Annotated in this window: 36 protein-coding genes; 13 read left to right on the top strand and 23 right to left on the bottom strand. The window is 55.9% G+C overall.

Annotated elements, in window-relative coordinates; all coding sequences use genetic code 11:
• Window positions 1-108: 108 nt before the first annotated feature.
• The 4 genes from VEI50_06560 to VEI50_06545 form a co-directional block, all read right to left on the bottom strand.
• On the bottom strand, window positions 109-486 hold the full coding sequence (locus tag VEI50_06560; protein ID HXX74772.1) for a PilZ domain-containing protein: 378 nt from the start codon (window positions 484-486) through the stop codon (window positions 109-111).
• A 247-nt stretch (window positions 487-733) separates the two neighbouring features.
• On the bottom strand, window positions 734-1,981 hold the full coding sequence (locus tag VEI50_06555; protein HXX74771.1) for an NnrS family protein: 1,248 nt from the start codon (window positions 1,979-1,981) through the stop codon (window positions 734-736).
• 169 nt (window positions 1,982-2,150) lie between these two features.
• Window positions 2,151-2,693, bottom strand: coding sequence for a hypothetical protein (locus tag VEI50_06550; GenBank protein HXX74770.1), 543 nt, complete (start codon window positions 2,691-2,693; stop codon window positions 2,151-2,153).
• On the bottom strand, window positions 2,675-2,860 hold the full coding sequence (locus tag VEI50_06545; protein ID HXX74769.1) for a hypothetical protein: 186 nt from the start codon (window positions 2,858-2,860) through the stop codon (window positions 2,675-2,677). The genes VEI50_06550 and VEI50_06545 overlap by 19 nt, the downstream gene beginning before the upstream one ends.
• 237 nt (window positions 2,861-3,097) lie before the next feature.
• Between VEI50_06545 and VEI50_06540 the strand changes: the two genes are divergently transcribed.
• The 3 genes from VEI50_06540 (at window position 3,098) to VEI50_06530 (ending at window position 4,517) form a co-directional block, all read left to right on the top strand.
• Window positions 3,098-3,517, top strand: coding sequence for a hypothetical protein (locus VEI50_06540; GenBank protein HXX74768.1), 420 nt, complete (start codon window positions 3,098-3,100; stop codon window positions 3,515-3,517).
• Between the two features lie 429 nt (window positions 3,518-3,946).
• Window positions 3,947-4,219, top strand: coding sequence for a type II toxin-antitoxin system RelE/ParE family toxin (locus VEI50_06535; GenBank protein ID HXX74767.1), 273 nt, complete (start codon window positions 3,947-3,949; stop codon window positions 4,217-4,219).
• Entirely contained in the window at window positions 4,206-4,517 is a 312-nt protein-coding gene (locus VEI50_06530; GenBank protein HXX74766.1) for an XRE family transcriptional regulator, read from the top strand. Before VEI50_06535 ends, VEI50_06530 begins: the two co-directional genes overlap by 14 nt.
• Before the next feature lie 122 nt (window positions 4,518-4,639).
• On the opposite strand, the gene VEI50_06525 is transcribed toward VEI50_06530, so the two are convergent.
• Window positions 4,640-5,809, bottom strand: coding sequence for a tetratricopeptide repeat protein (locus VEI50_06525; GenBank protein HXX74765.1), 1,170 nt, complete (start codon window positions 5,807-5,809; stop codon window positions 4,640-4,642).
• Between the two features lie 286 nt (window positions 5,810-6,095).
• Here VEI50_06525 and VEI50_06520 point away from each other — a divergent pair, with 286 nt between their 5' ends.
• Complete coding sequence (locus VEI50_06520; GenBank protein ID HXX74764.1) at window positions 6,096-6,290, top strand: hypothetical protein; 195 nt, start codon at window positions 6,096-6,098, stop codon at window positions 6,288-6,290.
• Between the two features lie 443 nt (window positions 6,291-6,733).
• Here the strand turns inward: VEI50_06520 and VEI50_06515 are convergent, their stop codons facing one another.
• Window positions 6,734-7,108 (bottom strand): PilZ domain-containing protein, encoded by a 375-nt coding sequence (locus tag VEI50_06515; GenBank protein ID HXX74763.1) that lies wholly within the window; start codon window positions 7,106-7,108, stop codon window positions 6,734-6,736.
• Window positions 7,109-7,620: 512 nt separating this feature from the next.
• On the opposite strand from VEI50_06515, the gene VEI50_06510 reads away from it, so the two are divergent.
• The gene (locus VEI50_06510) at window positions 7,621-7,875 is read left to right on the top strand and encodes an AbrB/MazE/SpoVT family DNA-binding domain-containing protein (GenBank protein ID HXX74762.1); all 255 of its coding nucleotides are present in this window, start codon (window positions 7,621-7,623) and stop codon (window positions 7,873-7,875) included.
• Entirely contained in the window at window positions 7,848-8,192 is a 345-nt protein-coding gene (locus tag VEI50_06505) for a type II toxin-antitoxin system PemK/MazF family toxin (protein HXX74761.1), read from the top strand. The genes VEI50_06510 and VEI50_06505 overlap by 28 nt, the downstream gene beginning before the upstream one ends.
• Before the next feature lie 208 nt (window positions 8,193-8,400).
• On the opposite strand, the gene VEI50_06500 is transcribed toward VEI50_06505, so the two are convergent.
• Both VEI50_06500 and VEI50_06495 read right to left on the bottom strand, forming a co-directional pair.
• Window positions 8,401-8,631: a DUF4926 domain-containing protein gene (locus VEI50_06500; protein ID HXX74760.1), complete on the bottom strand. Its 231-nt coding sequence runs from the start codon at window positions 8,629-8,631 to the stop codon at window positions 8,401-8,403.
• 343 nt (window positions 8,632-8,974) lie between these two features.
• Entirely contained in the window at window positions 8,975-9,346 is a 372-nt protein-coding gene (locus VEI50_06495) for a hypothetical protein (GenBank protein HXX74759.1), read from the bottom strand.
• 117 nt (window positions 9,347-9,463) lie between these two features.
• Between VEI50_06495 and VEI50_06490 the strand changes: the two genes are divergently transcribed.
• The 4 genes from VEI50_06490 to VEI50_06475 all read left to right on the top strand — a co-directional run bounded on the left by VEI50_06490 (window position 9,464) and on the right by VEI50_06475 (window position 10,775).
• Window positions 9,464-9,793, top strand: coding sequence for a hypothetical protein (locus VEI50_06490; protein ID HXX74758.1), 330 nt, complete (start codon window positions 9,464-9,466; stop codon window positions 9,791-9,793).
• A gap of 198 nt (window positions 9,794-9,991) precedes the next feature.
• The gene (locus VEI50_06485; GenBank protein HXX74757.1) at window positions 9,992-10,267 is read left to right on the top strand and encodes a type II toxin-antitoxin system prevent-host-death family antitoxin; all 276 of its coding nucleotides are present in this window, start codon (window positions 9,992-9,994) and stop codon (window positions 10,265-10,267) included.
• Window positions 10,264-10,530 (top strand): type II toxin-antitoxin system RelE/ParE family toxin, encoded by a 267-nt coding sequence (locus VEI50_06480; GenBank protein HXX74756.1) that lies wholly within the window; start codon window positions 10,264-10,266, stop codon window positions 10,528-10,530. Before VEI50_06485 ends, VEI50_06480 begins: the two co-directional genes overlap by 4 nt.
• 122 nt (window positions 10,531-10,652) lie before the next feature.
• Complete coding sequence (locus tag VEI50_06475) at window positions 10,653-10,775, top strand: hypothetical protein (GenBank protein ID HXX74755.1); 123 nt, start codon at window positions 10,653-10,655, stop codon at window positions 10,773-10,775.
• 343 nt (window positions 10,776-11,118) lie between these two features.
• Here VEI50_06475 and VEI50_06470 read toward each other — a convergent pair whose 3' ends face one another.
• Entirely contained in the window at window positions 11,119-11,556 is a 438-nt protein-coding gene (locus VEI50_06470) for a PilZ domain-containing protein (protein ID HXX74754.1), read from the bottom strand.
• 294 nt (window positions 11,557-11,850) lie between these two features.
• Here VEI50_06470 and VEI50_06465 point away from each other — a divergent pair, with 294 nt between their 5' ends.
• Window positions 11,851-12,246, top strand: coding sequence for a hypothetical protein (locus tag VEI50_06465; protein HXX74753.1), 396 nt, complete (start codon window positions 11,851-11,853; stop codon window positions 12,244-12,246).
• Between the two features lie 12 nt (window positions 12,247-12,258).
• Here the strand turns inward: VEI50_06465 and VEI50_06460 are convergent, their stop codons facing one another.
• The 9 genes from VEI50_06460 to VEI50_06420 all read right to left on the bottom strand — a co-directional run bounded on the left by VEI50_06460 (window position 12,259) and on the right by VEI50_06420 (window position 18,472).
• Window positions 12,259-12,792, bottom strand: a complete 534-nt coding sequence (locus VEI50_06460; GenBank protein ID HXX74752.1) for a nuclear transport factor 2 family protein — start codon at window positions 12,790-12,792, stop codon at window positions 12,259-12,261.
• Between the two features lie 317 nt (window positions 12,793-13,109).
• Window positions 13,110-13,547: an HIT family protein gene (locus VEI50_06455; protein HXX74751.1), complete on the bottom strand. Its 438-nt coding sequence runs from the start codon at window positions 13,545-13,547 to the stop codon at window positions 13,110-13,112.
• A 12-nt stretch (window positions 13,548-13,559) separates the two neighbouring features.
• A complete protein-coding gene (locus VEI50_06450) occupies window positions 13,560-14,093 on the bottom strand; it encodes an HNH endonuclease signature motif containing protein (GenBank protein HXX74750.1) in 534 nt (177 codons plus the stop codon).
• Window positions 14,094-14,124: 31 nt separating this feature from the next.
• Window positions 14,125-15,054 (bottom strand): endonuclease NucS domain-containing protein, encoded by a 930-nt coding sequence (locus tag VEI50_06445; GenBank protein HXX74749.1) that lies wholly within the window; start codon window positions 15,052-15,054, stop codon window positions 14,125-14,127.
• Window positions 15,055-15,057: 3 nt separating this feature from the next.
• Complete coding sequence (locus tag VEI50_06440; protein ID HXX74748.1) at window positions 15,058-15,984, bottom strand: HNH endonuclease; 927 nt, start codon at window positions 15,982-15,984, stop codon at window positions 15,058-15,060.
• 779 nt (window positions 15,985-16,763) lie between these two features.
• Window positions 16,764-17,105 (bottom strand): helix-turn-helix domain-containing protein, encoded by a 342-nt coding sequence (locus VEI50_06435; protein HXX74747.1) that lies wholly within the window; start codon window positions 17,103-17,105, stop codon window positions 16,764-16,766.
• Window positions 17,106-17,107: 2 nt separating this feature from the next.
• Window positions 17,108-17,461 carry a type II toxin-antitoxin system RelE/ParE family toxin gene (locus tag VEI50_06430; protein ID HXX74746.1) on the bottom strand — a complete coding sequence of 118 codons (354 nt, stop codon included), beginning with the start codon at window positions 17,459-17,461 and terminating at the stop codon, window positions 17,108-17,110.
• A 499-nt stretch (window positions 17,462-17,960) separates the two neighbouring features.
• Window positions 17,961-18,188: a type II toxin-antitoxin system MqsA family antitoxin gene (locus VEI50_06425; GenBank protein HXX74745.1), complete on the bottom strand. Its 228-nt coding sequence runs from the start codon at window positions 18,186-18,188 to the stop codon at window positions 17,961-17,963.
• The gene (locus VEI50_06420) at window positions 18,185-18,472 is read right to left on the bottom strand and encodes a DUF4258 domain-containing protein (GenBank protein HXX74744.1); all 288 of its coding nucleotides are present in this window, start codon (window positions 18,470-18,472) and stop codon (window positions 18,185-18,187) included. Before VEI50_06420 ends, VEI50_06425 begins: the two co-directional genes overlap by 4 nt.
• A gap of 404 nt (window positions 18,473-18,876) precedes the next feature.
• Between VEI50_06420 and bamE the strand changes: the two genes are divergently transcribed.
• The gene (gene bamE / locus VEI50_06415) at window positions 18,877-19,284 is read left to right on the top strand and encodes an outer membrane protein assembly factor BamE (protein HXX74743.1); all 408 of its coding nucleotides are present in this window, start codon (window positions 18,877-18,879) and stop codon (window positions 19,282-19,284) included.
• A gap of 208 nt (window positions 19,285-19,492) precedes the next feature.
• Here the strand turns inward: bamE and VEI50_06410 are convergent, their stop codons facing one another.
• From VEI50_06410 to VEI50_06390, 5 genes are all read right to left on the bottom strand, one after another.
• Window positions 19,493-19,723: a BrnA antitoxin family protein gene (locus tag VEI50_06410; GenBank protein ID HXX74742.1), complete on the bottom strand. Its 231-nt coding sequence runs from the start codon at window positions 19,721-19,723 to the stop codon at window positions 19,493-19,495.
• Window positions 19,704-20,003 carry a BrnT family toxin gene (locus VEI50_06405; GenBank protein HXX74741.1) on the bottom strand — a complete coding sequence of 100 codons (300 nt, stop codon included), beginning with the start codon at window positions 20,001-20,003 and terminating at the stop codon, window positions 19,704-19,706. The genes VEI50_06410 and VEI50_06405 overlap by 20 nt, the downstream gene beginning before the upstream one ends.
• A gap of 63 nt (window positions 20,004-20,066) precedes the next feature.
• Complete coding sequence (locus tag VEI50_06400; GenBank protein ID HXX74740.1) at window positions 20,067-20,291, bottom strand: hypothetical protein; 225 nt, start codon at window positions 20,289-20,291, stop codon at window positions 20,067-20,069.
• A gap of 702 nt (window positions 20,292-20,993) precedes the next feature.
• The gene (locus tag VEI50_06395) at window positions 20,994-21,305 is read right to left on the bottom strand and encodes a HepT-like ribonuclease domain-containing protein (GenBank protein HXX74739.1); all 312 of its coding nucleotides are present in this window, start codon (window positions 21,303-21,305) and stop codon (window positions 20,994-20,996) included.
• Window positions 21,306-21,343: 38 nt separating this feature from the next.
• Window positions 21,344-21,634: a nucleotidyltransferase family protein gene (locus VEI50_06390; GenBank protein HXX74738.1), complete on the bottom strand. Its 291-nt coding sequence runs from the start codon at window positions 21,632-21,634 to the stop codon at window positions 21,344-21,346.
• A gap of 524 nt (window positions 21,635-22,158) precedes the next feature.
• Between VEI50_06390 and VEI50_06385 the strand changes: the two genes are divergently transcribed.
• Window positions 22,159-23,358, top strand: coding sequence for a YncE family protein (locus tag VEI50_06385; GenBank protein ID HXX74737.1), 1,200 nt, complete (start codon window positions 22,159-22,161; stop codon window positions 23,356-23,358).
• Window positions 23,359-23,410: the final 52 nt, after the last annotated feature.

Raw genomic sequence — 23,410 nt, 5'->3', positions numbered from 1 at the left:
GGAGACTCCACTCCCCATTTATAAGAGTCCGCGCCATGCCGAAGCGGTCAGGCATCGGCGCCACGAACACCACCGGCCGGCGCGGATCAGCAGGTCTCGTTGGGGAAGTTACACAGCCTTACGTTGCGCCCGAGTCGTATTGTATATATCGGACAGATATCTCATGAGCTGCAACGACGTTTTTCTGTCCAGCTTGAGAAACTCAACCCCCAGTTGATGGCGTCGTACGACCCACCGAACGGCGACCGCGGGTATTTCCAAGAGATCGGCCTGGTTTGGGAGCGTCACGAACAATGTCAGTTGGTCGGCCGGCGTCACGTACGCACGGGTCTCAATGAGGGCCCCGCGCATCGACAAATTGCGGACAACTCCGATTCCTTCAATTTCTAGTCCTTCAGGGGTCAGCCCTAAGAACTGCACATCCATCTTCACTTCGAAGCGAGCTGAGCCGATCTTTCTTCTCTTGCTCTTCACTGGTTGCTTCATCAGATCCCCCCCTGCCACTCACGACTCTCGCCGCACAGATGGATCGCTGACCAGGCCGCTCCCGTTTCTCACATGCTCTACCAATCAGCTTACCACCGTGCGGCCAGAAGGCTAGACATAAGAGGAGTGTCTCGATGGGGGGCACCTCGCGCGTGGGTCGCCACTGTCCCTCGCGATCAGCCGGACTGATTCGAGGTCGGCGACGTTTCAGGCTCGCCAATGAAGTCGCCTGCCCCCTTTTTCTTCGTCAGTCGTCGAGGCTCGGGCGAAGGAGGAACGGTCCGTAGATCAAGGCGAATAGGATATAGGCCCCGCTCCAGCCGACCGCGGCCACGATGAGCATGAGATGCGTCAGAGCCGTCGGTGCGTCGGGAGTCGGCACGACGACCCGCAGCACGGCACCCAGATTGACCAGCACATAGATCAAGACCGTTTTCGAATCGGCGTGCTTCGGCCGGCCGGTATGGCCCAAACTCGCGCGGGTCATGATCGCCAAGGTCATCGCCCCCACTGCTCCGGTCGTGAGGACATGCACGGCGTTCGCCGCCGGCAGACCGATCCCAAACATCGCGCCTCCGAGAGCCAGCAGCGACAGCGTCAGCCACCCATAGCCCAGATGGAGGATCAGCACCAACGGCTCGCGCCACACCATCCACCCGCGCCAGCGCGAGAGACGAATCAGATTCGCCATCCCCGCCGCGACTAACGTTCCACCTGCCGCGACGCTCTCGGGCTGAACGATCCATGCGAGGGCGGCCACCACGACCAGCACCATCGCGACGGCATCGACAGGAGAAAGAGAGGCAGAAATCGCGGGCCTGTTGTGCTGGATCAAGAATTCGCGGGTAAAGTTGGGCGTCACTCGCCCACCAATGAGCGTCAACAATAGCAGGATGAGCGCGAGCGCCACATGCTCCGGGAGATCCGTCACGGTCCCGCGGAGCGCCAGCACGTGAAACAGAAGATTCGCGCCGGCATACAGCGTGATCATCACACCGATCGGCGCCTGGCCCCAGCTGCCTCCGGCGACAATCTCGCGCCAGGCGAGCGCGGCCACAACCACGAGAAAGGCTCCGTCCACGATCGCAGCCACAATGGGAATGGACCACGGCATGGCGAGGAGCAGTCGTCCTGCCAGCCACAAGACGAACAACGACAGCAGCGGGATGCCGCTGACCGGAGGACGCCCGGTCCAATTGGGGATCGCTGTCAGCAGGAAACCGGTCATCACGGCTGGCAGAAAACCGAAGAGCATTTCATGGACGTGCCACTCTCGCGCGGGATACTGGAAAGCCCAACTGCTCACACCGGCGAAGATCAACACCCAGACCGGAATCGCCGCGCCGGCGAACAACGAAGCAAAGAGGAAAAACGGTCGGAATCCGTACGACAGGAAGGCTGGGCCATCGTACCGAGGAAAGGTCGGTTCATCGTCCGACTCGGCTTTAGGCCGGCCAGGCTGGCTGACTCGTATCTCGATCGGTGTCTCCGACATGCGCGGACGTGATTCTCGTCGCAGGTCAAGCGCTTGTCAATGACGGGTCGCTACTGAAGAAGGTACAAGGTCAGCAGGGCTCGGCTCCGGAAAAGACTCCCGGTATGTTTTCTGTTCATGGCTCCGTTGTTTTGTCGGCCTCGCCGCCACGGTCAACGTTGCATAGAAGTCAGCGAGCAATCAACGCCTGCCACGGGGCTAACAGTCCAACTTTGCTAGCGAGTGCAGCGACCGCTTGCCGTTCGGCTGGTGTCGGTCCTCGGACAGCCAGAATTTGTTCCGCATCCAGAAGGTCTTGCGGCCCACCGGCATACAGCTTCAAGAGGATGAGGGCTTGCCAAGACACCACTCGTACCGTGCAACCAAAAACCGACAAAGATTCCACTTCTTGAAATATGAGTACGTTCCACGCCGGAGGCAGCAGGATCAATTGAATGGGGACCGAAAGGTCATCGACGGTGACGCTCGTTCGAAAGATACCGCGCAGCGGATCATCCGGTTCGCCAGGCTGGAACTCTGCATGAAGATGGCGTGCAAAGGCTGCCGCATCAGATGAACCGAGCGCGAGGGCGAAATCGACATCGTGCGTCGCCCGCGGCACGCCCCATGCGGAAACAGCAAATCCGCCGATCAGGGCGTACTGCTCGACGAGATGCCGAGCCTTCGCGTCGTCGAGACGACGCACGATCTCGGTTAACGCTTGGGCGAACACGCGCGCTGCAACTCGTGGCAGGTGTCGGACAGTTCCAGGGCAAGCGTGAGACGTTGGGCAGGAGACATCCGGCGAACCTCGGCGAGCTTCTCCTCTGATAATCGCGCGCTCAAGACACTAGCCCGTCGAGGCACGTCGTGGCGGGTCAACTTGGCTTGCCGTATCATGGCCGCATTCTACACGCATTGGCGAACGGAGGGAATACCGAGCGGTGGGCGGATGCCTTAAGAAATGAAGAATGACCCCGTTTTCCGGCCGCGATTAGCAATCAGCACTCAGCACTTCCCATCAGCACCCAGGACTCAGCATTTCCGGGCCGCCTCACGCCTCGCAAGCTAGCGGTGGCACACCCGGCAGCCCCTGAAAGAGCGGCGAGATCGAGAGTGTCACCAGGGGGTTACGGGATGGACCGCCGGATCGGGAGCTGTTTGGTACACTTTGGGAAACGTATGGCGCAGGGGAACCTACAGACCTCGTGGGCAAGTCCGAAGTTCACGATCGACTGCGTACTCGCGAACATCAGCACGCAGCTTGAAGCGGACGGATGCGTCCTCGAACGCGTAGAGGCCGGCTGTAAACTGACCACCCCCGGTCACCTGAGAGCGGGAGACACGGTGAACGTCCAATTGTGGTTGGAAGGCGAGGAGGCCTGCATCGACATCCCGCTGGCGGAAGTCAAACGGGTGTACGAACATTGGGTCGCGGTGGAAGTGATCACGGTCAGCCCAGGTGACCGGATGAGACTGAAACGATTTATCGATGCGCCCGGAGCCATCCAGATCGAAGAACCTGCCTCCATCGACCACCTCCTCATTCGGGCATAGGGAATATGGAGGGCAACCCGTTGGTCTCCTGTGCTCGCGCCAGCGCGCACAAAAGTCGATCGTATTTGAACTCTGCGGGCAGTGCTCACTCCATGCGCGCAATGGGAGACCAATCGGGTCACCCTCCGAGAGGGATGGTACGAGCAAGCTTGGAAGGAACACTATACATTCGACGTGCACACGTTGAGGACTAGACCAGGCTTCCCGTAAAAGACGATTACACGCGGGCTTGGAAGGAGCATGTACTAATTGGAAATGGTTGCTGACACGTTTGTAGTCCTCGGAAACGGTTCACGACACTAAGTAATCTCGTCTTGAGCTCGTCCTCAAGCCCCTTGCGGATGTCCCAAATTTAAGACATGCTGGCAATGTGAAGCCGGTCACCTTTCACGCCAACGCCATTGCGTTTATCCGAGTGAAGATCCGGCGATCCGGAAGGAGATCGGAGAAGCACTCCGCGAGCTACAAAAAGGCATCAGCTTGGGTATGCCGCTCAGCAGGCCGATGCCAGAAGTGGCATCGGGCGTACATGAACTCAGAGTCAGGGGAAAAACAAGGGCCGTCCGAATCTTTTACTTTGTCAAACTGGCCGAGGTGATTCTGGTGTTTCGCGCCTTTCAGAAGAAGACCCAGAAAACGCCTCAACGTGAAGTGGCCATCGGTCAACAGCGACTCAAAGAGGTGCGACATGGCAAGGACTAAAACTCGCAAGATGCTCACAGTTCGGACCGCTGAAGATCTCGGCCACGCGTTAGGGTTGTCCGCGGCCGACACGGCCGAAATGGAGTTTCGATCTGACCTCACAGTCTCGCTCGCCAAGATCATTCAATCCGGACGGCTCACGCATGCGGACATCGCCAAGCGCGCCGGAACGTCGAGGACCAGAGTGACAGCCATTGCGAACGGAAACACCCAGGGCGGGTCGACCGATGTGCTCATCAGGGTCCTCGTCGCAACAGGCTATCGTGCGGAAGTGCGAGTGAAAAGAACAGCGGCCTAGTACGAGCCAGCGCGTCATCGGGGAATGAGCGCATATCGGCAAGCCACGGCGGCTAGCTCAGCCTCTCCTCTTTTCTTGTACTCAATGCCTGATGGTAAGACCCGCCTCTCCAGAGGTGATGCCTACTCACATTGCAAGAACTGAGTGTCCCGGCAGCGCCGCGCCATCTCCTGCGCCTGCTCAATCTGCGCGGCAGTCATGCCTGAAGCCACAGTGGTTTGATTCCTGATCGCGGTCTTCAGATCATCGTCTTTCGACCCTTCGACCGCGACGGTGAGCCACATGTACGCGCGAATCACGTCTGTCGGCACACCCTGCCCCTGGGCATACAACACGCCGAGATTGCTCTGCGCCCGTGCATGTCCCTGCTCAGCCGCGCGACGATACCACCGCCCGGCCTCTTTATAGCTCTGCGGCACCCCCTGCCCATTGTCATACCTCACACCCAGATTGAACTGCGCCACCGCGTCTCCCTGATCGGCGGCCCGCCGATACCACTGGACGGCCTTTTCATAGCTCTGCGGCACGCCCTGTCCATTGGCATACAGCACACCCAGCTCGAACTGTGCGAGCGCATCTCCCTGTTCCGCGGCCCGCCGGTACCATTGTAGGGCCGCACGATAGTCCTTCGGCAGGCCCTGCCCGTGGGCGTACAACACACCCAAATGGCTCTGTGCTCTCGCATCTCCCTGCTCAGCCGCCCGTCGATACCACTGGATCGCCTCATCATAGCTCTGGGACACGCCTTGCCCATTGGCATACGACACACCGAGTTGCAGCTGCGCCGCGGCCACTCCTCGGTCAGCGGCCCGCCGATACCACTGGACCGCCTCATCATAGCTCTGGGGCACGCCTTGCCCGTTGGCATACAACACACCCAGTTGCAACTGTGCCGCGGCCACTCCCCGGTCAGCCGCCCGTCGATACCACTGGACGGCCTTTTCATAGCTCTGGGGCACGCCCTGTCCGCCAGCATACAGCACCGCGAGATGGAACTGTGCCGCGGCATCTCCCTGGAGAGCGGCCCGACGATACCACCGCCAGGCCTCGTCATACCGCTGCGGCACGCCTAGCCCGTTGGCATAGAGCACACCCAGAAAACTCTGCGCCCCTGCATCTCCCTGCTCGGCGAGAGGAGAGAAGAGTCGCGCCGCGAGGTCATAGTCATCACGATGAATCGCAGAGACGGCATCCGTATAAGAAGAAGCCGCCGAGACGGTCGCACCAGCTGCGACCAAGAGCACGGTGAGGAGGACATGCCGCATCAATGCGCTGCCTTTCAACGGACCCACAGCATCGAGGACTGGAGCGGCACACAAGCAGTGACAAGACATCGAGGTCGTCGTCGATTGCACCAAAGGAACCGGTTCCTCACACCTGGATTGTTCTCTGACGTCTTTTTGTTCCAGATGACCCTGACCTGGTGGAGTGACGGGGTGCTTCCGAGGGAGCCACTCACCCCAACGCATAATAGCATCCGGCGTATCCATGGGTTAGCGTTCTCACATGAGGCTAGGTGATACCTGACACACAGGGCCAGTGCATACGGTCATGGGTCTCACCGAAAGGAGGTTTACTGTGAAATACGTACCGATGCTATTCGGGGCGCTCGCGTTGGTATCGACGGTAAGCTGCACTCCCCATCCGTATACGGTGTGCCGCGGCGAGGAATATTGTACGCCACCCTTAACTCTGGAAGAAGCCATGCAGCACGCCCAGCTCAAGAAAACATGGGAGGACGAGAAGCTGTATATACGGCCGACGGGCAAGTAACGGCCACAGGATGGCCCGTTGGTCTCGCGTGATCGCACAACGCGCACGCACTGAAGGGGTTTATCCCGTCGCCAAGATCAATCGTACGGGCTCCGGGTCGAACAAGGTCTGTTTGGCAGTGCGCGCGTGAGGAGAGACGGGTCTCGGCTCGTTGGGGTTGGACGGGTCAGAACGACGCGCGCACGTTTGAGACTAGACGGGCCACCCTGCTGAGGGATGGATGAGCGAGCGTGGAGGGATCATCGTGTCACGTCAGATTGGCTCAAATCGGGCTTGTTGGACATGCAGCACCGCAGACGCCTCTTCCACCGTTCGAACCACGTGGAGCGTCGGTCAAGCCTCTGCCCCTTGAAGCTCAGACATCCGCGCCATCCCGAACAGGCTAGGAGTCGGCGCCACGAACACCACCGGCCGGCGCGGATCACCACGTCTCGTTGGAGAAGCTACCCAGCCTTCTGTTGCGCCCGAACCACATTGTGAATACCGGACAGATACGTCATGAGTGTCCGAGACGTCTCGGTCCCCGGCTTGAGAAACTCAACACCGAGCTGGTGGCCTCGGACCCACCGAACGGCGACGGCGGGTATTTCCAAGAGCTCGGCCTGGTTTGGGAGCGTCAGGAGCAATGTCAATTGGTCGTCCGTCGTCACGAGGGCATGAGTCTCAATCAGCGCACCGCGGATCGACAAATTGCGGACGACTCCGATACCTTCAAATCCTATTCCTTGAGGGTTCAGACCGGAGATGTGCACATCCATGTTCACCTCGAAGCGGGCTGCCCCGATCGTTCTTCTCCTGTCCTTCACTGGTTGCTTCATCAAATCTCCCCTGACACGCACGGCGCTCGCCGCACAGATGGGTCGCTGATCAGGTCGCTCCCGTTTCTCACAGGCTCCACCACTGAGCCTACCACAGGGCGGCCAGAAGGGTAGACAGAACAGCAATTCCTCGAAGGGGGGCACCTCGCGTGTGGGTCGCCAGCGATTAGCTGTCAGCGATCAGCTCTCAGCTCTTTGCTCGTGCCATACGCTCTTGCTCCCTCCGCCATCAGCTCTCAGCAATCAGCCAGTCCCGCGTTTCCCGCCAGTCTCGCAAGCGATCAGCTCTCAGCTCTTTGCTCGTGCCATACGCGATACGCCGTAAGCTCTTCGTCCCGGCCCTCAGCTCTCAGCTGTCAGCCAGGCGTGACTTGGGGAAAGACTCCCGGTACCTTTTCTGTTTTCGTTCTCTGGCACCCAATGGAACATGTCGTTGCGCGAGAACCCTTGACAAGACGGGTAATGCCAATGTAATTACACGGCAGTGAGAGCATGTCTTGCAGGAGGAAGCGATGAAAGCGCGCGTCGTGCGAATCGGTAATTCCAGAGGAATCCGGATTCCCAAGGCCATCATAGAACAGTGCCACTTGCACGGAGCGGTCGATTTAGAAATCCAACAGGGGCAATTGGTCATTCGATCGGCCACCAAAGCACGAGGCGGGTGGGACCAAGCCTTTGAGCAGATGCACCGTCATGGCGACGATCAACTGATGGACCGCGAATCCGCTTCAACCTCCACGTGGGACCGGAAAGACTGGACGTGGTAGCCTCCCGGTTCGAGATCTTTCTCGTCCGGCTCGACCCGACAGAGGGTCGTGAAATTCGCAAGACCCGACCCTGCCTCGTCATCTCCCCGGACGAAATGAATCAACACATCGATACGATTATCGTGGCCCCCATGACCACCAAGGGCCGGCCATATCCCACACGTGTGCCGGTTCGGTTCAAAGGAAAGTCCGGGCAGATCGTGCTAGATCAAATCAGGACCATAGACAAGAGCCGGTTGGTCAAACGCCTGGGGAAGATCGACGAAGCCACCCGCGCGCACGTACCCGCCTTGCTCGCTGAATTGTTCGCCCCCTAGGCAGATCTCGCCCGTCGCGCATGGGTCGCAAGCGATTAGCTGTCAGCGATCAGCTCTCAGCTCTTTGCTCGTGCCATACGCTATAAGCCATAAGCTCTTACCTGCAGTTTCCATTCGTGCCATACGCTCTTGCTCCCTTCGCGATCAGCAAAGCGTGGCGTGGGGAAAGACTCCCGGGACGTTTTCTTTTCGCTCGGTGAATCGGAGACTAGCGTGAAGCAAGCTCGCGGGCGTGTGTGATCTCGCGTTTGCCGATTGGACGCACCTGGGAAACTTCCAGCGTGACGACAGCAGCAGTCTTCCCTTCCAAGGTGGTGAATTCCACTTCGTAGGCCTGGCCATCACGATAGACGTGAACCACCGTACCGACATCCCCCGCCACCAAGCCTTCGGAAGGCACGGCGGCGACCAATACCACTCGATCATGCTCTTTAATCATGGTCATGGCTCCTGTTCTCTCGGATAGGCCGTCACGAGACGTGGCACATCCCCGCCCGCGTCAACAATCCATATAGTCCGCACCATTGCAGTTCGACCACTCGGCGCCTGAAGCAGACCATCTACAATATACTTGTGACCATGGGTGGATGTCATGCTTTTTGTCACAGGTGAGTCTCGGGCTATCCGCCGCAACGCATCGACCAATGCCTCGCATGCCTCTCGCCGAAAGCCTAGTGCGATAAAAAACTCCGCTTTCCCAAATCCATCTGGATGAGCCTCGTTAAGCAGGTAGTCCCTCACCTTCTCATGTTCGACAACGGCATGTTCTCTATTGGGTATGTTCATTCACACCAGCCCAGACTCAACCGCCACTTGACTCCGGTCTTTTTGAGGAAGAACAGATACATCCAGTGTTCGAGGCCAGTCCTGACCCTCGTCGAAGGATAATCGCCATCGCTCATGTCGTCGCTGCGGGGAACGGATTCAACGAGGTTGTTGCCCCAGGAATAGTTGCGGCAGGATACATGGGTAGGAAGCGTTTGGGAAGCGGCTCTGTGGTCGTCTCGCTCTTCTCGCCAGCACGCGTATCGCCCGTCTCGCTCGCCGGTCGCCTCCCGCCTGACCCCTCTCGCTTCTTCCGCTCCTTCAACCAAACAGACCAGATGAACCAAACAGACCAGATGGACCAGAGGACTGACCACTGTTCCTGACACCGTTTTCTCTCAGCCCCCCTGCCGAGACAAGAATCTTCAAAACAATTGTCCCTCAACGGCTTGCGTGATAGTTCAGAATCAGACGTGCGATCACCAACAGGCGGGTTGAGGCAGACAATGGACCAGGTCATCATGTGGATCCGCTACCTCACGTTGTTGATAGGATTGCTGGTTTTGGTTGAGTATCTATTCTTCAGTGCACCTGCATTTTTCAAAACAGTCTTCGGCACAGTCGGACGAACTGGTTATGTTGGTTTCCTGTTGGGAGTCGGGGGATGGGTGTGGGTTGGATATGGCTTCGTCCATCGGGATTCATTGACCCCGGATGAAATCGGATCAGTTCTCTTGTTGTGTTGGGGTGGCATGATCGGGGCAATGGTCATCGGTCACACACGAAGAGTAAGAACGAATACCACATTCAAGGGACAGAACGCGGCAGACTCCTAGGGCGGAGTCGAGGGTGGCGACGATTCTTAACTGCAATTGGTTCCTGACACCTTTTTCTTCACCGGAAACGATTCCCGGCACCTATTCTCCCACTCGAAATGGGTCCTGTCCGACTATAAACCGTGCGTAAGGCGTCTTGACTTGGCGGCATGGAGACCCTACGATGTGGTCACACTTGTAACCACAGGAGCGGATCCAGTGAAATTCACGAACGTGCGCGAACTCAAGACCAAGACGTCCGAGATGCTCAGGACGGTCGAACGAGGAAACACGGTCCTCGTCACCACGCACGGACGACCAACTGCCATGCTGGTCCCCGTGACCGAGGACGACATCGAAGACGCCTTGCTGGCCTATAGCCCGACGTTGCGCAAAAAGATCGAAGAGGGCCTCAAAGACATCCGCGCGGGGCGGAGGATGTCGCTGTCCGACTACAAAGCCAAGCGACGGATGAAGAAGGCCCGCAAGGCGTGACCTGCCAGGTCTTTCTGTCTGAAAAAGCTCAACAGGACCTGGACTCCTTCCCTGATAAGATCACCCATCAGATTCTCGCCGACTGCGCCCGCCTCGCGCACGATCCCATCCCGGACGGAAAGCGGATCAAGAAGTTGCAGGGGTTCAAGGAACGTCTCTATCGGCTGAGAGCCGGCGACTATCGCGTGGTGTTCAAACGGTCTGGGAATCGTATTGACATCGTGCGCATTCTCACCAAGCCTGACTTTCAAAGGGCCTATTGACCGACCATACGTGATGGGCGATAAGTCCTCTCTTCTTTCGTACCGGCCATAGGCTATTAGCCATACGCCATCAGCTCTTCGTTTTTCTGTCGCGGCGGGGGCTGGCAGGGTTGGAGCGTGATGTGTTAACGCAAGACCTGACCCTCTCTCGCTACAAAGAACCGTTCGAGGGCGGATTCGAGGGAGTCGACGGATGGTGGGATCGCGTGCTCCGGCGACGGGACCGAGGGGATGAGGCCTGTTAATCTCCTGTGCTCGCGCGACCCGCACACGAGGCCCATCGTATTTTTGCATCTCGGGCGGTGCTCGTCGCATGCGCGCAGTGGGAGATCAATCAGGCCTCATCCTGAAAAAGCATAATATAGCCATGCACCCTCGCAAGTCGCACTCGCCCCACCATCCTTGTTGGAACGAGAAGAGGTCTGCCGGAATGGTTCGACGGTGTTGATGATCAGTCATGCCGATGAAGGAGCCTTTTCCCTTTTCTTCTCCTCCGATGCGTGAAGGGCATGGAAGCCTCCTAGGGAGGCGTATTGGAGGAGGGTCGGTCGCGAGAGGGCACGGGCGAGAGGCGGGAAGGTTATCGTTTCACAGGCTGAGAGAGGGATGAGCCCTGCCGGACGTCCTCAGCCATTCCAGAGCAGACGTTGGTGCAGAGAGTGCGGTTAAGAACTCCGCCAGTGACTGCAACTGCTCCTCTAAGGCAAGGACATAGAAGGTGTCCAGTCTTGGCAAGACCGCATCATCCAGTTTGGTGAACCTCGCCCCAAACTGGGTGCCGTTGGTCCATTGCACGACCGCCTCGTCAATCGTCAACGGCCCAGGCTCCTGAGGGAAGTAGACCTGTATCGCGAAGGCCATACCGACTGACACCGGCTCAAGCGTGTCAATGCGCAGACCTGTACGGGACGCGTCCTGAATCACGCCGCCGCCGACCAACTGTGGCGTCAGAAACGTCGCGGGGAGTTGGACAGAGGCGCGCAGTTGCGTTCGTCTCTGGTACCCGAGGTGTGTCAACCCGTCCATCGCCCGAGTCGTTCCATGTTGAGAGTTGTGAGAAGATCGTCTCGAGCATAACAAACTCTGGCTCAAACGAAAGAAATATCAACTTGTCGAGACTGCACGAGATGCCGCGGCGGCCGGCGTTGCCGCCTGAGAACAAGCAACACGTGGAAGGAAACTGTTCCTGGAACCGTTTCCTTCCTCGATTTGAATTACGGCGAGTTGTACTGGTACGTTAAAAGGTAGCTCTGTGAACTGGCACGAGATTCATACCTGGCCCATCATGTCGCAGGTTCCTAGCAGACCGAAGTCAACAACATGAAAGTTCTTACCGTCGGACTGTTTCTTCTCGCAGTCTCATTGCTGAATTCTGGATGTAGCGTCTACATGGCCTTCACGCTCCCACCTCCAGTTCCTACACCCTCGCTTGGCTGGTCACGGATGGAGGTGATTGAGCGATTAGGCGAGCCGGCATTGAGCACAGAAAAGGACGATGGAAGCCGAGAAGACGTCTTTAGCTATTGTCAAATCTCCCCAGAGGCTTACCAAGACAAAGATGTTCGCGGCACGGGCAACCTTCTCATGGACATCGTCTCCTTAGGGGTTTGGGAAATGTTCGCCACGCCGAGCGAGATCGGCATGAGATGTAACACGACGTGGGCCACCGTCGACTTCGACAAGACAGAGGAGCTCACCTCCATAACAGTTCAGTGAACAGAGACTCCTTCATCGTAGAAAAATCGGAGGGCTTTCCGTCGAACAGTGATCATGTTGGATGAGCCACGAGTCCCCTTGCTTCCTGAAAATCGTCGTGCATTTGCCTTGCTCAGCCTGTAGAACGACTCCGCCACGGCCTACCTTATAGTCATAATCATACGTCGCCCATCCTGACGGACCAGTGACACTTGTTTTGATGTTAGACACTTTTGCCGAGACACCGATAGGTTCACCGCGATTGATTCGCTCGATAAGGTCGGAGAGGTACTTCTCAATGTCCTTCAGAGACTCAGACTTTCCGTTATTGATCCCAGCGTAACCTCGAGAATAGAAGCGAAGGATCGATTGTGAGTCTTTTGTTTTCGGGAATTCCGTCCCTCGGCTGGCCAGATCAGTGATGGTCTTTTCGAGGAGAACTTCCTCTTGCGTTCTTGCTGCTCCGGTTCCCTTTTGCTCACCACTCGTCGTCTCTTCCTTCCCTGTACAAGCTGGAATGACAGCCACAATCAGGAGCCACGCCAGAACACCATTCAATGGTTTCATGTGAGTCTCCATTTACTTGTCATGGTCCGTAAGATCATTCGCGATCAGACGGAATTGGTCAGGAGCCTGTCCGAGTAGCCCTTCGTCACGAGGCAAAGGAGGCGGTCCAGCTGCGAGGCCACAGGCCAGAGAGAACCAGAGGCGTATTCTCTGCAATACGTAGAGGATTGTCTCAGGCCGAGAACGAAGCAGATGTACCAGTATCATTTGCCGCAGCAGAAGGGAATACTCGGACAGACTCCTAAGGCGGACTCGAGATGATCGATGACTTAACCCTATCGATTAAGTAGCCTGGCCCCTTTTCTTCTCCCTTACTTCTAATAAGCTCCCTTGCCTGGAATGACGTTTCGCACACCTCCGCGAGGCTGCTCGACATCGCCGCTTCGCCTAGGAATCAAATGGACGTGGCAATGATGAACGGTTTGGCCGGCGGCTTCGCCCACGTTGATGCCAACATTGAAACCCGCAATGGTAGGATCCTGCTGCTTCGATCTGCGCTTTGCTTCGTCTAAGAGCCGAACACAAGCATGTCTTTCAGGCTCGTACAGTTCAAAGAAATCCGACACGTGTCTCTTCGGGATGACCAGCATGTGGAAATCAGTCACCGGGTATTCATCCTTGATTCCAAAACACAGTTCGTTCTCCAGAGAGATGTTACCGGCTTTCTGTCGAGCGCAGAACGGGCAAGTGTCCTCGCGATGGTCATAGGATTCGCGCAACGCCCGGAAGTCAGTGGCATCCCGATCACGCTTCATCGAATTGCAGCTTTAGCAAAGAGCCTGTAGATTGGCGACTTCATCGCTGCCGCCATGGTTCCTAGGAACAATGTGGTCAACTTCGAGAGCGCGATCACTGTTCGAGATGCCGCAGAGTTCGCAGCGTGTGCTTGCTCGTTTTAGGACTTCATATTTGACGGTTCCCGAGATGTCGCCGAGTGCCAGCTTGCGATGCTGCCAGATCCTTTCACCCCGCTTTGCAATATATTGATCCAGCTTTGCCATCAGTAGTCGTCGGAGTTCAGTACGTTGGTCCTTTGAAAGTGAATGTGCGGCCAGAAGACTAAACCGCTTGCCATCCCGCTTCACAATTCCGTGCCGGGTCAGCACGCGACCGACCATATTTCTTGTGATCGCTTCGTAGTATTCAATCTGGGTTGGATCATGCATCGAGATAGCCCGTGCAATGTCGGTCTCTGAGCATTCGCCGTCGTGCTGCAGCAGAGTCAGGAGCATAACGGGCTGGTAGATATGCGACATCCTCATACGACGTTCAATAAAGTCAACGAGTTGTTTGTAGGTCATATCTGTCTCCGATGTGGGACAGGCGACAGGTTTAAATCGTGACCGGAATCTCTTCGAATGATATTCGGTCTTTGAAATTCGTCTCGTACTTGAACACACGCACAGACTCTTGCCTTTTTAGAAGCTTCTTCAGTTCAGGATAAGAATAGAAAGTCCTGCGATCAAAGCCCGGACAAATTAAGAACGTACGCACCTCTACCCCTTCATGCTTGGCATAGATGTCTCTAATCACATGGGAATAGGTGAGTAGTTGGGTCCAGATATCCTTCTTCAGGTTTTCTGCTTTTAGCTCCGTAACAACGTAATTGCGCTCTTTGTCTTGACCTAAAATATCGATCTCCCCGCGAATTGTGCCGTACTGCACGTTGAAGTAAGATGTGACAGGCTTAACTCCTTCCTCCAGCTGTTCGAAGTTTTTTTGAACTAGAAGCTGCAGGGCTTTCTCTTGGCTGTCGGTCACCTCCACCGTTCTCGTGTATATGCTCTCAAGGTGAGAAAAATCCTTCTCTGCCACGGGTCCCACCTCTCGTTCCACTGGCAGATCGCGCAGTAGCTCTTCAAAGATGTGCGCTTGAAAGGGAGACGCATATACAACGCTCTTCCGTTGAAGAAGTTCAGTATTCAAACCTATGTTCAATCGTTCGATTTTCTTGAACGGGATACCATGGCCCCGAAGCTCGTCGGTGCTGACATGCAAGCGATAGGGATAGTAGCCGTGCTTCTTATCAACGGGTGAAAGGTTCCACGGTCCTTGCTCAGGATATTTCTCCAGGAATAGATTAGATTCTGCTCTAAACGGGCCGTACAACAACCCGGTTCCATAGATATAGAGAAATAGCTGGTCACCTTTGACTACGCTGCTGATCTGGCTCCTTGCGCGATCTGTTGCAGGCACCCCAAATAATCTGTGTTGGATACAGATGTGACGATTCGTTTCATTAACGAGGAAGATATACGGCATCACTCATCCCATAAACACGGTATCAGCATGCCACTCTAGGACTTCTCGACTGGGTTGGTCGTTGAGATGAGGTGGCACCCATATTTTCGTTCCTTGCAACTGGAAATAATGTTCGCCATTATCGAAATCCATCTTTAAACGGCGGCTCACTTGCACCGTGTAATCAGGTGTCACCGTTAGATAGCCTCGGTCAAACAAGGTATGCACATCGGATCGGAGAAGAAGGCCATTGTCGATTCGATGTTGGCCACCCTCTGCCACCGGCTTGATATGGGCCGCTTGAAGCACGGGTAAGGCTCTTTCTTTTGTGATAGCACACCTTCTCTCGTACGTATCCGTCACCATCACACGAAATGCACCCTGCCCAATACGGGGTGTAATAAGAACGGACTCGCCATAGACGGGTCTCGGGCTATCTGACGCATATTGATTGGACACACCCTGTGCTCTTAGTGCGGTTTGAACTGACTCCCACAGCTCTCTCCCATCCTGCGATGCGATGTCATATCTTTTTCCTGAAACTATGTTCTTCGCGAAACTCGATGGGACAGCGATCCAAGTTGATCTCCCAAGAAAGAATGGCTGCTCAACGATGATGCATCCAACTTTGTAATCTTCGTGCGGCTGGGGCTCCGATTTTCGATACTTTTCAATGCGGCGCCTCATCTCCGCATAGGTGTTGGCTCCGTTCTTCTCACCAAAGGTTTCCCAAGCGAGACTACATGGAAGAATTGAGGACGTAGCAAAGAAGCCACCGCCCACGATCATATTTTCGGGGTAATGCAGCTTAAAAAGGAACAATTCGCCAGGAGAGAGCGCACTAAACTCGCGATTTCCTCCTGGCTGCCAGAAATTCACTTCATCGAGGTCTGGACGCTTGCTGAGATACCGATACCAATCTCCGTCCGTCACACCGACCCAGAGTCTCATTTCCTAGGTCTTTCGGCTTTGCCTTTTGATTCATCAGCGGGGTAATTGTGAGAGTTCGTCACCATCTTGGTTCGAATAGCATCAATCAGGTCCACGCCAATTCTGTCGCAGAAAAGGAGGAGAGCGATTCCAACATCAGCTGCTTCCGCTGCAACCTGCGCACGTTTATCTTTGCTCTTGGTAAGTTGGTCCGCTTCGGTGTTCGATATCCATCGATACTCAGCCAATAGCTCTCAAGCTTCAGAGGCCACCGCCATAGCGAGATTTTTGGGATCGTGAAATTGGCTCCAGTCTCGTTCGGCGATGAATCTTCGAATCTCTTTGATGACCGTCTCCATACGATCCATGAGAGGCTCCTCTTAAGACCAACAACGCGCCGAAGAATACCTTTTTCCACGAGAAATCCCAGTATTCAAGCCGAATCCCTTACCTTTTTCGGCGAAAGAAAGCAATTCTCCGAAAGGAGGCTAGGCGAATCCCTAGGGACGTGGCCGGGAGGCGTGAAGCGCCGACAAGAGCGTATGGCGTATGGCAGGACCAAAGAGCTGATGGCTGATAGCTGATGGCGGAGGGAACAAGAGCGTATGGCCTATAGCACGAACAAAGAGCGGCCCGTGTTTCTCCCACTGCCTGTGCCATAAGCCATTGGCCATAGGCTCTTCTCTCCAAGGCAAGATGAAATGCACGTATTCGCTCGGCGGGACGTGCGAGACGGGATGTGAACAGTGAAAAGTGAGAAGCCAGGAGTGAGAGGAAAGAGCCGAGCCGAGGGGCAAGGATTATGCGGCACGTCCGTTCTTGCTTCGGCCTTCGCCCCGAATGGCTTTGGCAAGGTCGGTCGAGCTGGCTCCGAGCAGGAGCAGCGAGCTGACGAGGAGATCCATTGAGACTGAGGGATCCCCCGCTTCCATTTTGGCAACCCGAGATTGACTCGATTGGAGTCGTTCAGCGAGCTGAACCTGTGACAGACCATGTTTCTTTCGCCGGTCCCGAAGGCTACGGCTGAGGGCCAGCTTCATTTCAATCAAGACCGCGTCGGCTTCAGACAGGCCGAGAAACTCCTTTACCGATCCTACTGCCCACCCTGCGGCTTCCAAGCTTGCACGTTTTCTTTTCCTCATGGTTACTCCCCTCCCTCACCCTGTCGCTCGTACTCGCGGAGTCGGCGCTTACAGGATGCAATGACCGATTGTGGTGTCTGCGGTGTCTTCTTCATGAAGACATCGAGGATGACAACCGCGTCGGTATCCGCCCTATATATGATGCGAAACGTGCCGGCCTCGTCATTAATGCGCAATTCATGACATCGTGATCCGATGACCGGCATAGGCCGTGAGTGCGGAAGCCCAAGCGATTCTCCTTGTTGCAATAATCTGAGGAGATATCCTGCTTCGAGTCGCCCAGCTTGGGAAAAAGGCGGTGTTTTGACCTCACCCCGGAGCCAGACCAGAGGTTTGTCTCCTCTGGATCTCCTCACACACCAACCTGTTTCGGAACAAGATCGTATGTCATATCTGACATAATGTCAACTCCACCATTATGCGGTGAATTCGGGCGGCACGGGGTAGCATGAAAATCCGTTTCAGTCCCACAATCTCTCCTGTCCACGCATGATTTTTAGGTCACTATTTGTGACCTTGATCGTCTGTTCAATCTGCCTGCGAGGTACCACAGCGAGCATGCTCCTCTCTCAGTATGTGGGGTGTATCCCCGAGGCCACAGAGAGATACAGTTTTCATTGACCGAAATCAACGGAGGGATAGCCAAAATAGAAGTATTTGCGAGGGGTTGGGTGCCTGTTGAAAGTGAGAAGTGAGAAGGAATGAGACAGAAGACGGGAGGCGGCTCGGAAGTGCTGAGAGCTGACAGCTGATAGCTGATGGCTGATAGCTAAGAACAGGGCAGGCGAGAGGCAAGGGGCAAGGGGAAGGACGCGAAACGTAAGACGTGAGGCGTAAGGCGAGAGGCCGAAGGTACTAGGCAGCTGCGTAGGTTCTGACGTCCACTTGGACCCCGGCACGCACCGCCTCTTCGGCCGTCTTCAACAGATGAGAGGTGACGCTTTCTTCAACGTATTCTTCCCCGCAATTCTTACACACGCGCGCCGGGACTCCTTTGATTACGACTGTTGCCCCGTCACGCTCGAGCGTCACCGTGGCTGTACCAGGCTGTGTCTCGCCAGTCTTGCAAATCACACACATCATCGAGGCTTCCTCCTCTTGAATCCGGTTTCCCACTCTACAGCATCTGGCTGATACACCGTGACGATGATTGTTTCTTGGGCATGAGCATCGTCAGCCGCCACGACATGTATGGGTCGAGATCCACTCCATCCCAGTATGAGTCGACTGGGAAAGGGCTTATCCGTCGCGTAGGTTTCAATGGTTTCCCCAGTTGCAATCACCTGTTTCACTTCTTCCTTGCTGATCCTGCGTTGAAACATCCGCTGAATCGCATGGACCCGAAAGACCAGGCGAAATTGACTCATTCTGTCATGACCCCTGCCCTGCTTGCGGTCTCATACCATCGGGTCGGAGTCTAGCGCACTCTAGGACGAAAGTCATCCAACTGAATAACGATGGGGCTGGTGTCAAGGACGTGAGGCATGAAGCGCCGACAAGAGCGTATGGCACGAGCAAAGAGCTGATAGCTGATGGCCGATAGCCAATGACGCCAAAAGTGCCTGAGAATCGAACGAGATTCGGGCAGGAATCAATTCAGATTCATCTCGTCTTTCTGTCTCAGATCCTCCCCTTCCTAATTTCCTAGAAATTCTGAGCTCATCCATTTTTCTGCCAGACGGCACGATTTATGCCGATTAGATTGGTGCGAGGTGTTTCCATTCGGAGATTGAGTTGTGAAGGTGCTCTGACAAAGAGCAGGAGGTGGGTTATGAGACTGATCATTGCGCTCCTACTGATGGGATTCGCAGCACCAGGTTGTTCGATCTATAAAGCCGCGACGGCGCCACCGTCCGTTCCGGTCGACCAAGTGAAGGTCGGTAGTACCCGTCCTCAGGTGATGTCGGTGTTTGGGACGCCAAAGACCAGTGACGTGGCGAAGGCGAATGAGCGGACCGAGGTGTACGAGTTTATCGACGGGAATCACGGCGCATCAAAGTTACGCATCGTTCCTTATGTCGCTGCGGATCTGTTCACGATCGGACTTGCTGAGTTGGTCCTGTGGCCTTTGGAATTGACTGCGCTGCAAGGATCAGAAGGACGAGCCGTCGTCACGTACGACCAGGAGGATAGGGCTCGGACGGTCCTGATTACAAAACGAGATGGGACGCCGTGGTAAGCGGATTAGACGGCGGCACGCGGGCCGGAAGTGCGGAGTGCTGAGAGCTGATGGCCGAGGGAGCAAGAGCTTATGGCTTATAGCGTATAGCTTATGGCAGGGCCAAAGAGCTGATGGCTGATCGCTAAGAGCGAGATCGGTCTATCTCGTTGATCAGACCAAACGCACGAAACAAACCGCATAAACCAGAAGAACCAAACACACGATGTCACGCGGCGTGTGAGGCGGCTTTCTCCAAGAGCTCATGGATGAGCGTCTGATACGGTTTCTTCTGCTTCGCTGCCATCTTCCGTAGCTGAGCAAGCAGACGCGGTGAGAGCCGGATCGCAATCAGTTGCTTGGCCATGCCGGTGGACGGTCTGCCGACCCGACGCATGCGTTTGAGCTCTGCCTCGGTCAGTTCGGGAATATCGGAGAAATCAATCTCTGAATCCGGCATATGCTTCACGCTCGCGCCGGCTCGCCTGCCTGGCGCTGATGATGCGAAGCGTCGTTTTCTTCTCATGGGCGATCCTCCGCACGGTATACACGACAAACAGAATACGGCCTGTCACCGATTGCCCGATGCGTTGGCGCCTATGCTCATGTGTCGAGTGCGCCGCATCTACCCCGTCCATTCCGTCGGGATCACCGAAGACGGTGGCTGCTTCCTCAAACGGAACACCGTGTTTTTCAAAGTTGGCTATCGCTTTGGCGATATCCCAGGCAAACGTATTCATGTATATACGCTAATTCAATCCTGTTGTTCAAGCGGCAGCTTTGGAAGGCGTGATCGCTTCCCTTCACGTCTTGAATCCGATGCGGCGGGATTTCGGCGGGGGCGGCTCCATGAGCTGGCGGATGGCTTCGAAGAGGGATCGGATCTGCGTGTCATGTCCACCAACTTTTCGTTCGAGTTGTTGCAATTTGGCTGCCAACTCTTTATGGCTTCCGGCGAGGTCGCGGAGCTTCACGAATGCGCGCATGATGGCGATGTTGACTTGAATAGCCCGTTTGCTCCTCAGCACACAGAGAGCATGGCCACACCTTGTTCTGTGAAAACATAAGGTGGATATCGCCGTCCTCCCCTTCCTTGGCTCTTTGATATTCCAATTTGGAATCTCAAAGCCGCGGCTTCTTCGGTCGCTAATTGAAACATAAAGTCTTCCGGGAACCGATCGATGTTTCGCTTTACGGCCTTGTTGAGATTGAAGGTTGTGACTCCATACAGAGAAGCCAAATCCGAATCCAACATGACCCGATGACCCCGGATCACGAGGATTCTCTGCTCAATTTGCTCGCGAGGTATCAGTACACCCATACTCCCTCCCCGGCCTGTACAGCGCATTTTTCAGCGTGCATGGAGATACCGTTTTCACTCCGCGAAATCAACGGAAGGAGGCCGAAATGGAAGTATTTACGAGGCGTTGGGCGAGGCGAGTGGAACGCGGTGTGAACAGTGAGAAGTAAGGAGTGAGAAGGCCGGGAAGCAAGAGCGTATGGCGTATGGCTTATAGCGTATGGCAGGACCAAAGAGCTGAGAGCTTGCGAGACGTGAGGCCCTTCGACGGTTTGACCGTTCGACAAGCTCACAGCCCTGAGCGAAGTCGATGGGCGGCTCACCGTCCGACTCGACTGCCTTCGACCAGCTCAGGCCCCGAGCATGTCGAGGGGAGCTCGTCGCAGGCCGAGCCCAGTCGAGGGAGGGGCAAGGGGGGGGGAATGTCAGCTTAGTTCTTTGACGGGCGCTTGGTCGGGCGCTTGAGGATGTTACTAATTTGTTTCTTGAGGGTGGGCAGGTCCCGTACCACAGCGGCCCAGACTTCGGCCAGATCGATTCCGAAATAGTCATGAACCAAGACATGGCGCATTTTGATAATCTGGGGCCACGGTATGCCGTGATGCGTTTTGCGGAAGGGAGGGGTGAGCTTGCTGGCTGCTTCGCCAATGATCTGAATGTGGTGAATCATCCATGTGTGGACCAGTTCGTCTTCCTCGAAGACGCGCCGGCCACGCTTCGCATAGCGTTCGATCCGTTTAATCGCGTCGATAATGTCTTGAATGCGCTAGCGATCATCCCTCATAAGGTGATCGCGTCTTTCAACACTTGTTTCCGGACGGGTGGACGGAGCCCCCGTTCCGAAGCCACGTAGACCGGGCGCCTGAGTAAACGCTCCAAGTCGAGAATGAGTGCGGCATGATCGAGCAGGCTCCGGCCTTCATCCATCTCAACCAGGAGGTCGATGTCGCTTCCTCGCCGAGTCTTTCCCCGCGCCACCGATCCAAACACACGCACTTTCCGTGCCCCATGGCGCGCGGCAATCTCAAGAATTTTCCTTCTCTTAGACCGGAGCAATTGCCGGATACTCATCACTCACCTCCTGTCCGTAGTCTAGCCAATTCATCCTGGGAACGCCAGCTACCTCCCCGCCTCCAACTCTAGGAAGGTTGCGCCTAAGAACCTTGAGCGGGAGGCGGGCCGGAAGTGCTGAGTGCTGAGAGCTGATCGCTGAGAGCGAGACGGGCGGGACAGGCGCGACTCGCGGGACGGGCTTATCGCTGATGGCTGATAGCTAAGAGCGAGCGGCGTGAGGGATCCGGCAGCTGTTGATTCAATCCTCGGAGAGGAGTACAGAGCTTGATGGTTGGGAAGATGTCGGAGGGATTTCCATGCGGGCGTTGAATAACATGGTCCTTCCAAGCTCGCTCGTTGTGTTCATCAGCAAAGTCTCTCGGACGCTCAGTCAAGTGAGCTGCGGCCGAGCATCACACGATCAAGAGACCCAGACGCTCGGATAAGACTCCACCCATGTGATCGCGCTATAGTGCGGCATGTCGTATCAACGATCCTGACAACGTTTTCCAACCGGATCTTACATCCAAAGGAGGCATCGCATGTCTGTCACTGGAGGTTCTTCGATGAAACTGCTCCGACTCTGCTCGTTCGCCGTCGGGCTGTGTCTTGCGTGTACGTCTCTGGCCTCGGCGGAGATTCTGGCCCTGTTGAACTTTGAGAGTAAGCCTGATCAGAAGGTGAGGCGGGAAGGGATCGCGATCATGGACATTGATCCCGCGTCGTCAGACTTCGGGAAGATCCTGATGGAGATCCCGCTTCCGTCCGACCTCGTCGCCCACCACATTTTTTTCAACCGCGATAAGAGCAAAGCCTACATCACGGCCTTGGGGAAACCCCTCCTCCACGTCGTCAATCTCACCCAGTTTCCCTACCGGCTGCGCGCCATCCCCGTGCCGGACTGTCAGCTCGGCGAAGACATCGTGGTGTCGGAAGACAACAAGACATGGTTTCTGACCTGCATGGGCTCGAGCAACGTGATTATGGGAGACGCCGTGAAGGACCAGCCGATCAAAACGATCAGCGCGGCCCAGCCGTCGGAGGCCTTTATCCTCTATCCGCACGGCATTGCCATTCACAACGGCATTGATCGCATTCTGGTCACGAGCACTGTCAAACCGGACATGTCGGAGGCGGGTGAGACGGTTACTATGTTGGAAGCGAGTACCGGGAAAGTCCTGTCCACCTATAAGGTCTCATCGAAGCCGTCTCCCGCCAAGGCGGCTCCCGTCGAGGTCATGTTCTCGCCGAACGCGAATCCGCCGGTCGTACACGTCACCAACATGTTGGAAGGGACGCTATGGGTGGGGGTCTGGGATCCTAAGACCAAGGCCTTCTCGTTCAATCAGATTGATGACTTCGGTCCACGTGAACAAGGGATGCCGTTGGAAATGATGTACAACAAGAAGGGAGACCGTCTGTTCGTCACCACGGCCAAGCCGGGGTTCGTCAATCTGTACGACAATACCGATCCGCGGCAGCCGAAGTTTCTCAAAGCTGTCTCAACGGCGGGGGGCGCCCATCATACGGTCCTGTCGCCTGACGAACGGTACCTGTTCGTCCAAAACAGCTTTCTCAATTTGGAAGGGATGAGCGACGGGTCCATCACGGTGATCGATCTGCAGGAGGACAAAGTCCTGGGCAGCATCGATACTCTGAAGGCGGCGGGGTTCAACCCGAACTGCATCATGCCGCTGCCGAATCATTTTCAGAAGAACGGGCTGCGGGCCAGCGCCCAATAGAGAGACTGGCGGGAACTGCGGATACGAGCGTATGGCGTATAGCGTATGGCAC

Source organism: Nitrospiraceae bacterium (genome assembly GCA_035623075.1).
GTDB lineage: Bacteria > Nitrospirota > Nitrospiria > Nitrospirales > Nitrospiraceae > DASPUC01.
The sequence above is the reverse complement of the archived record's forward strand: the minus strand, read 5'-3'. Positions and strand labels throughout refer to the sequence as shown.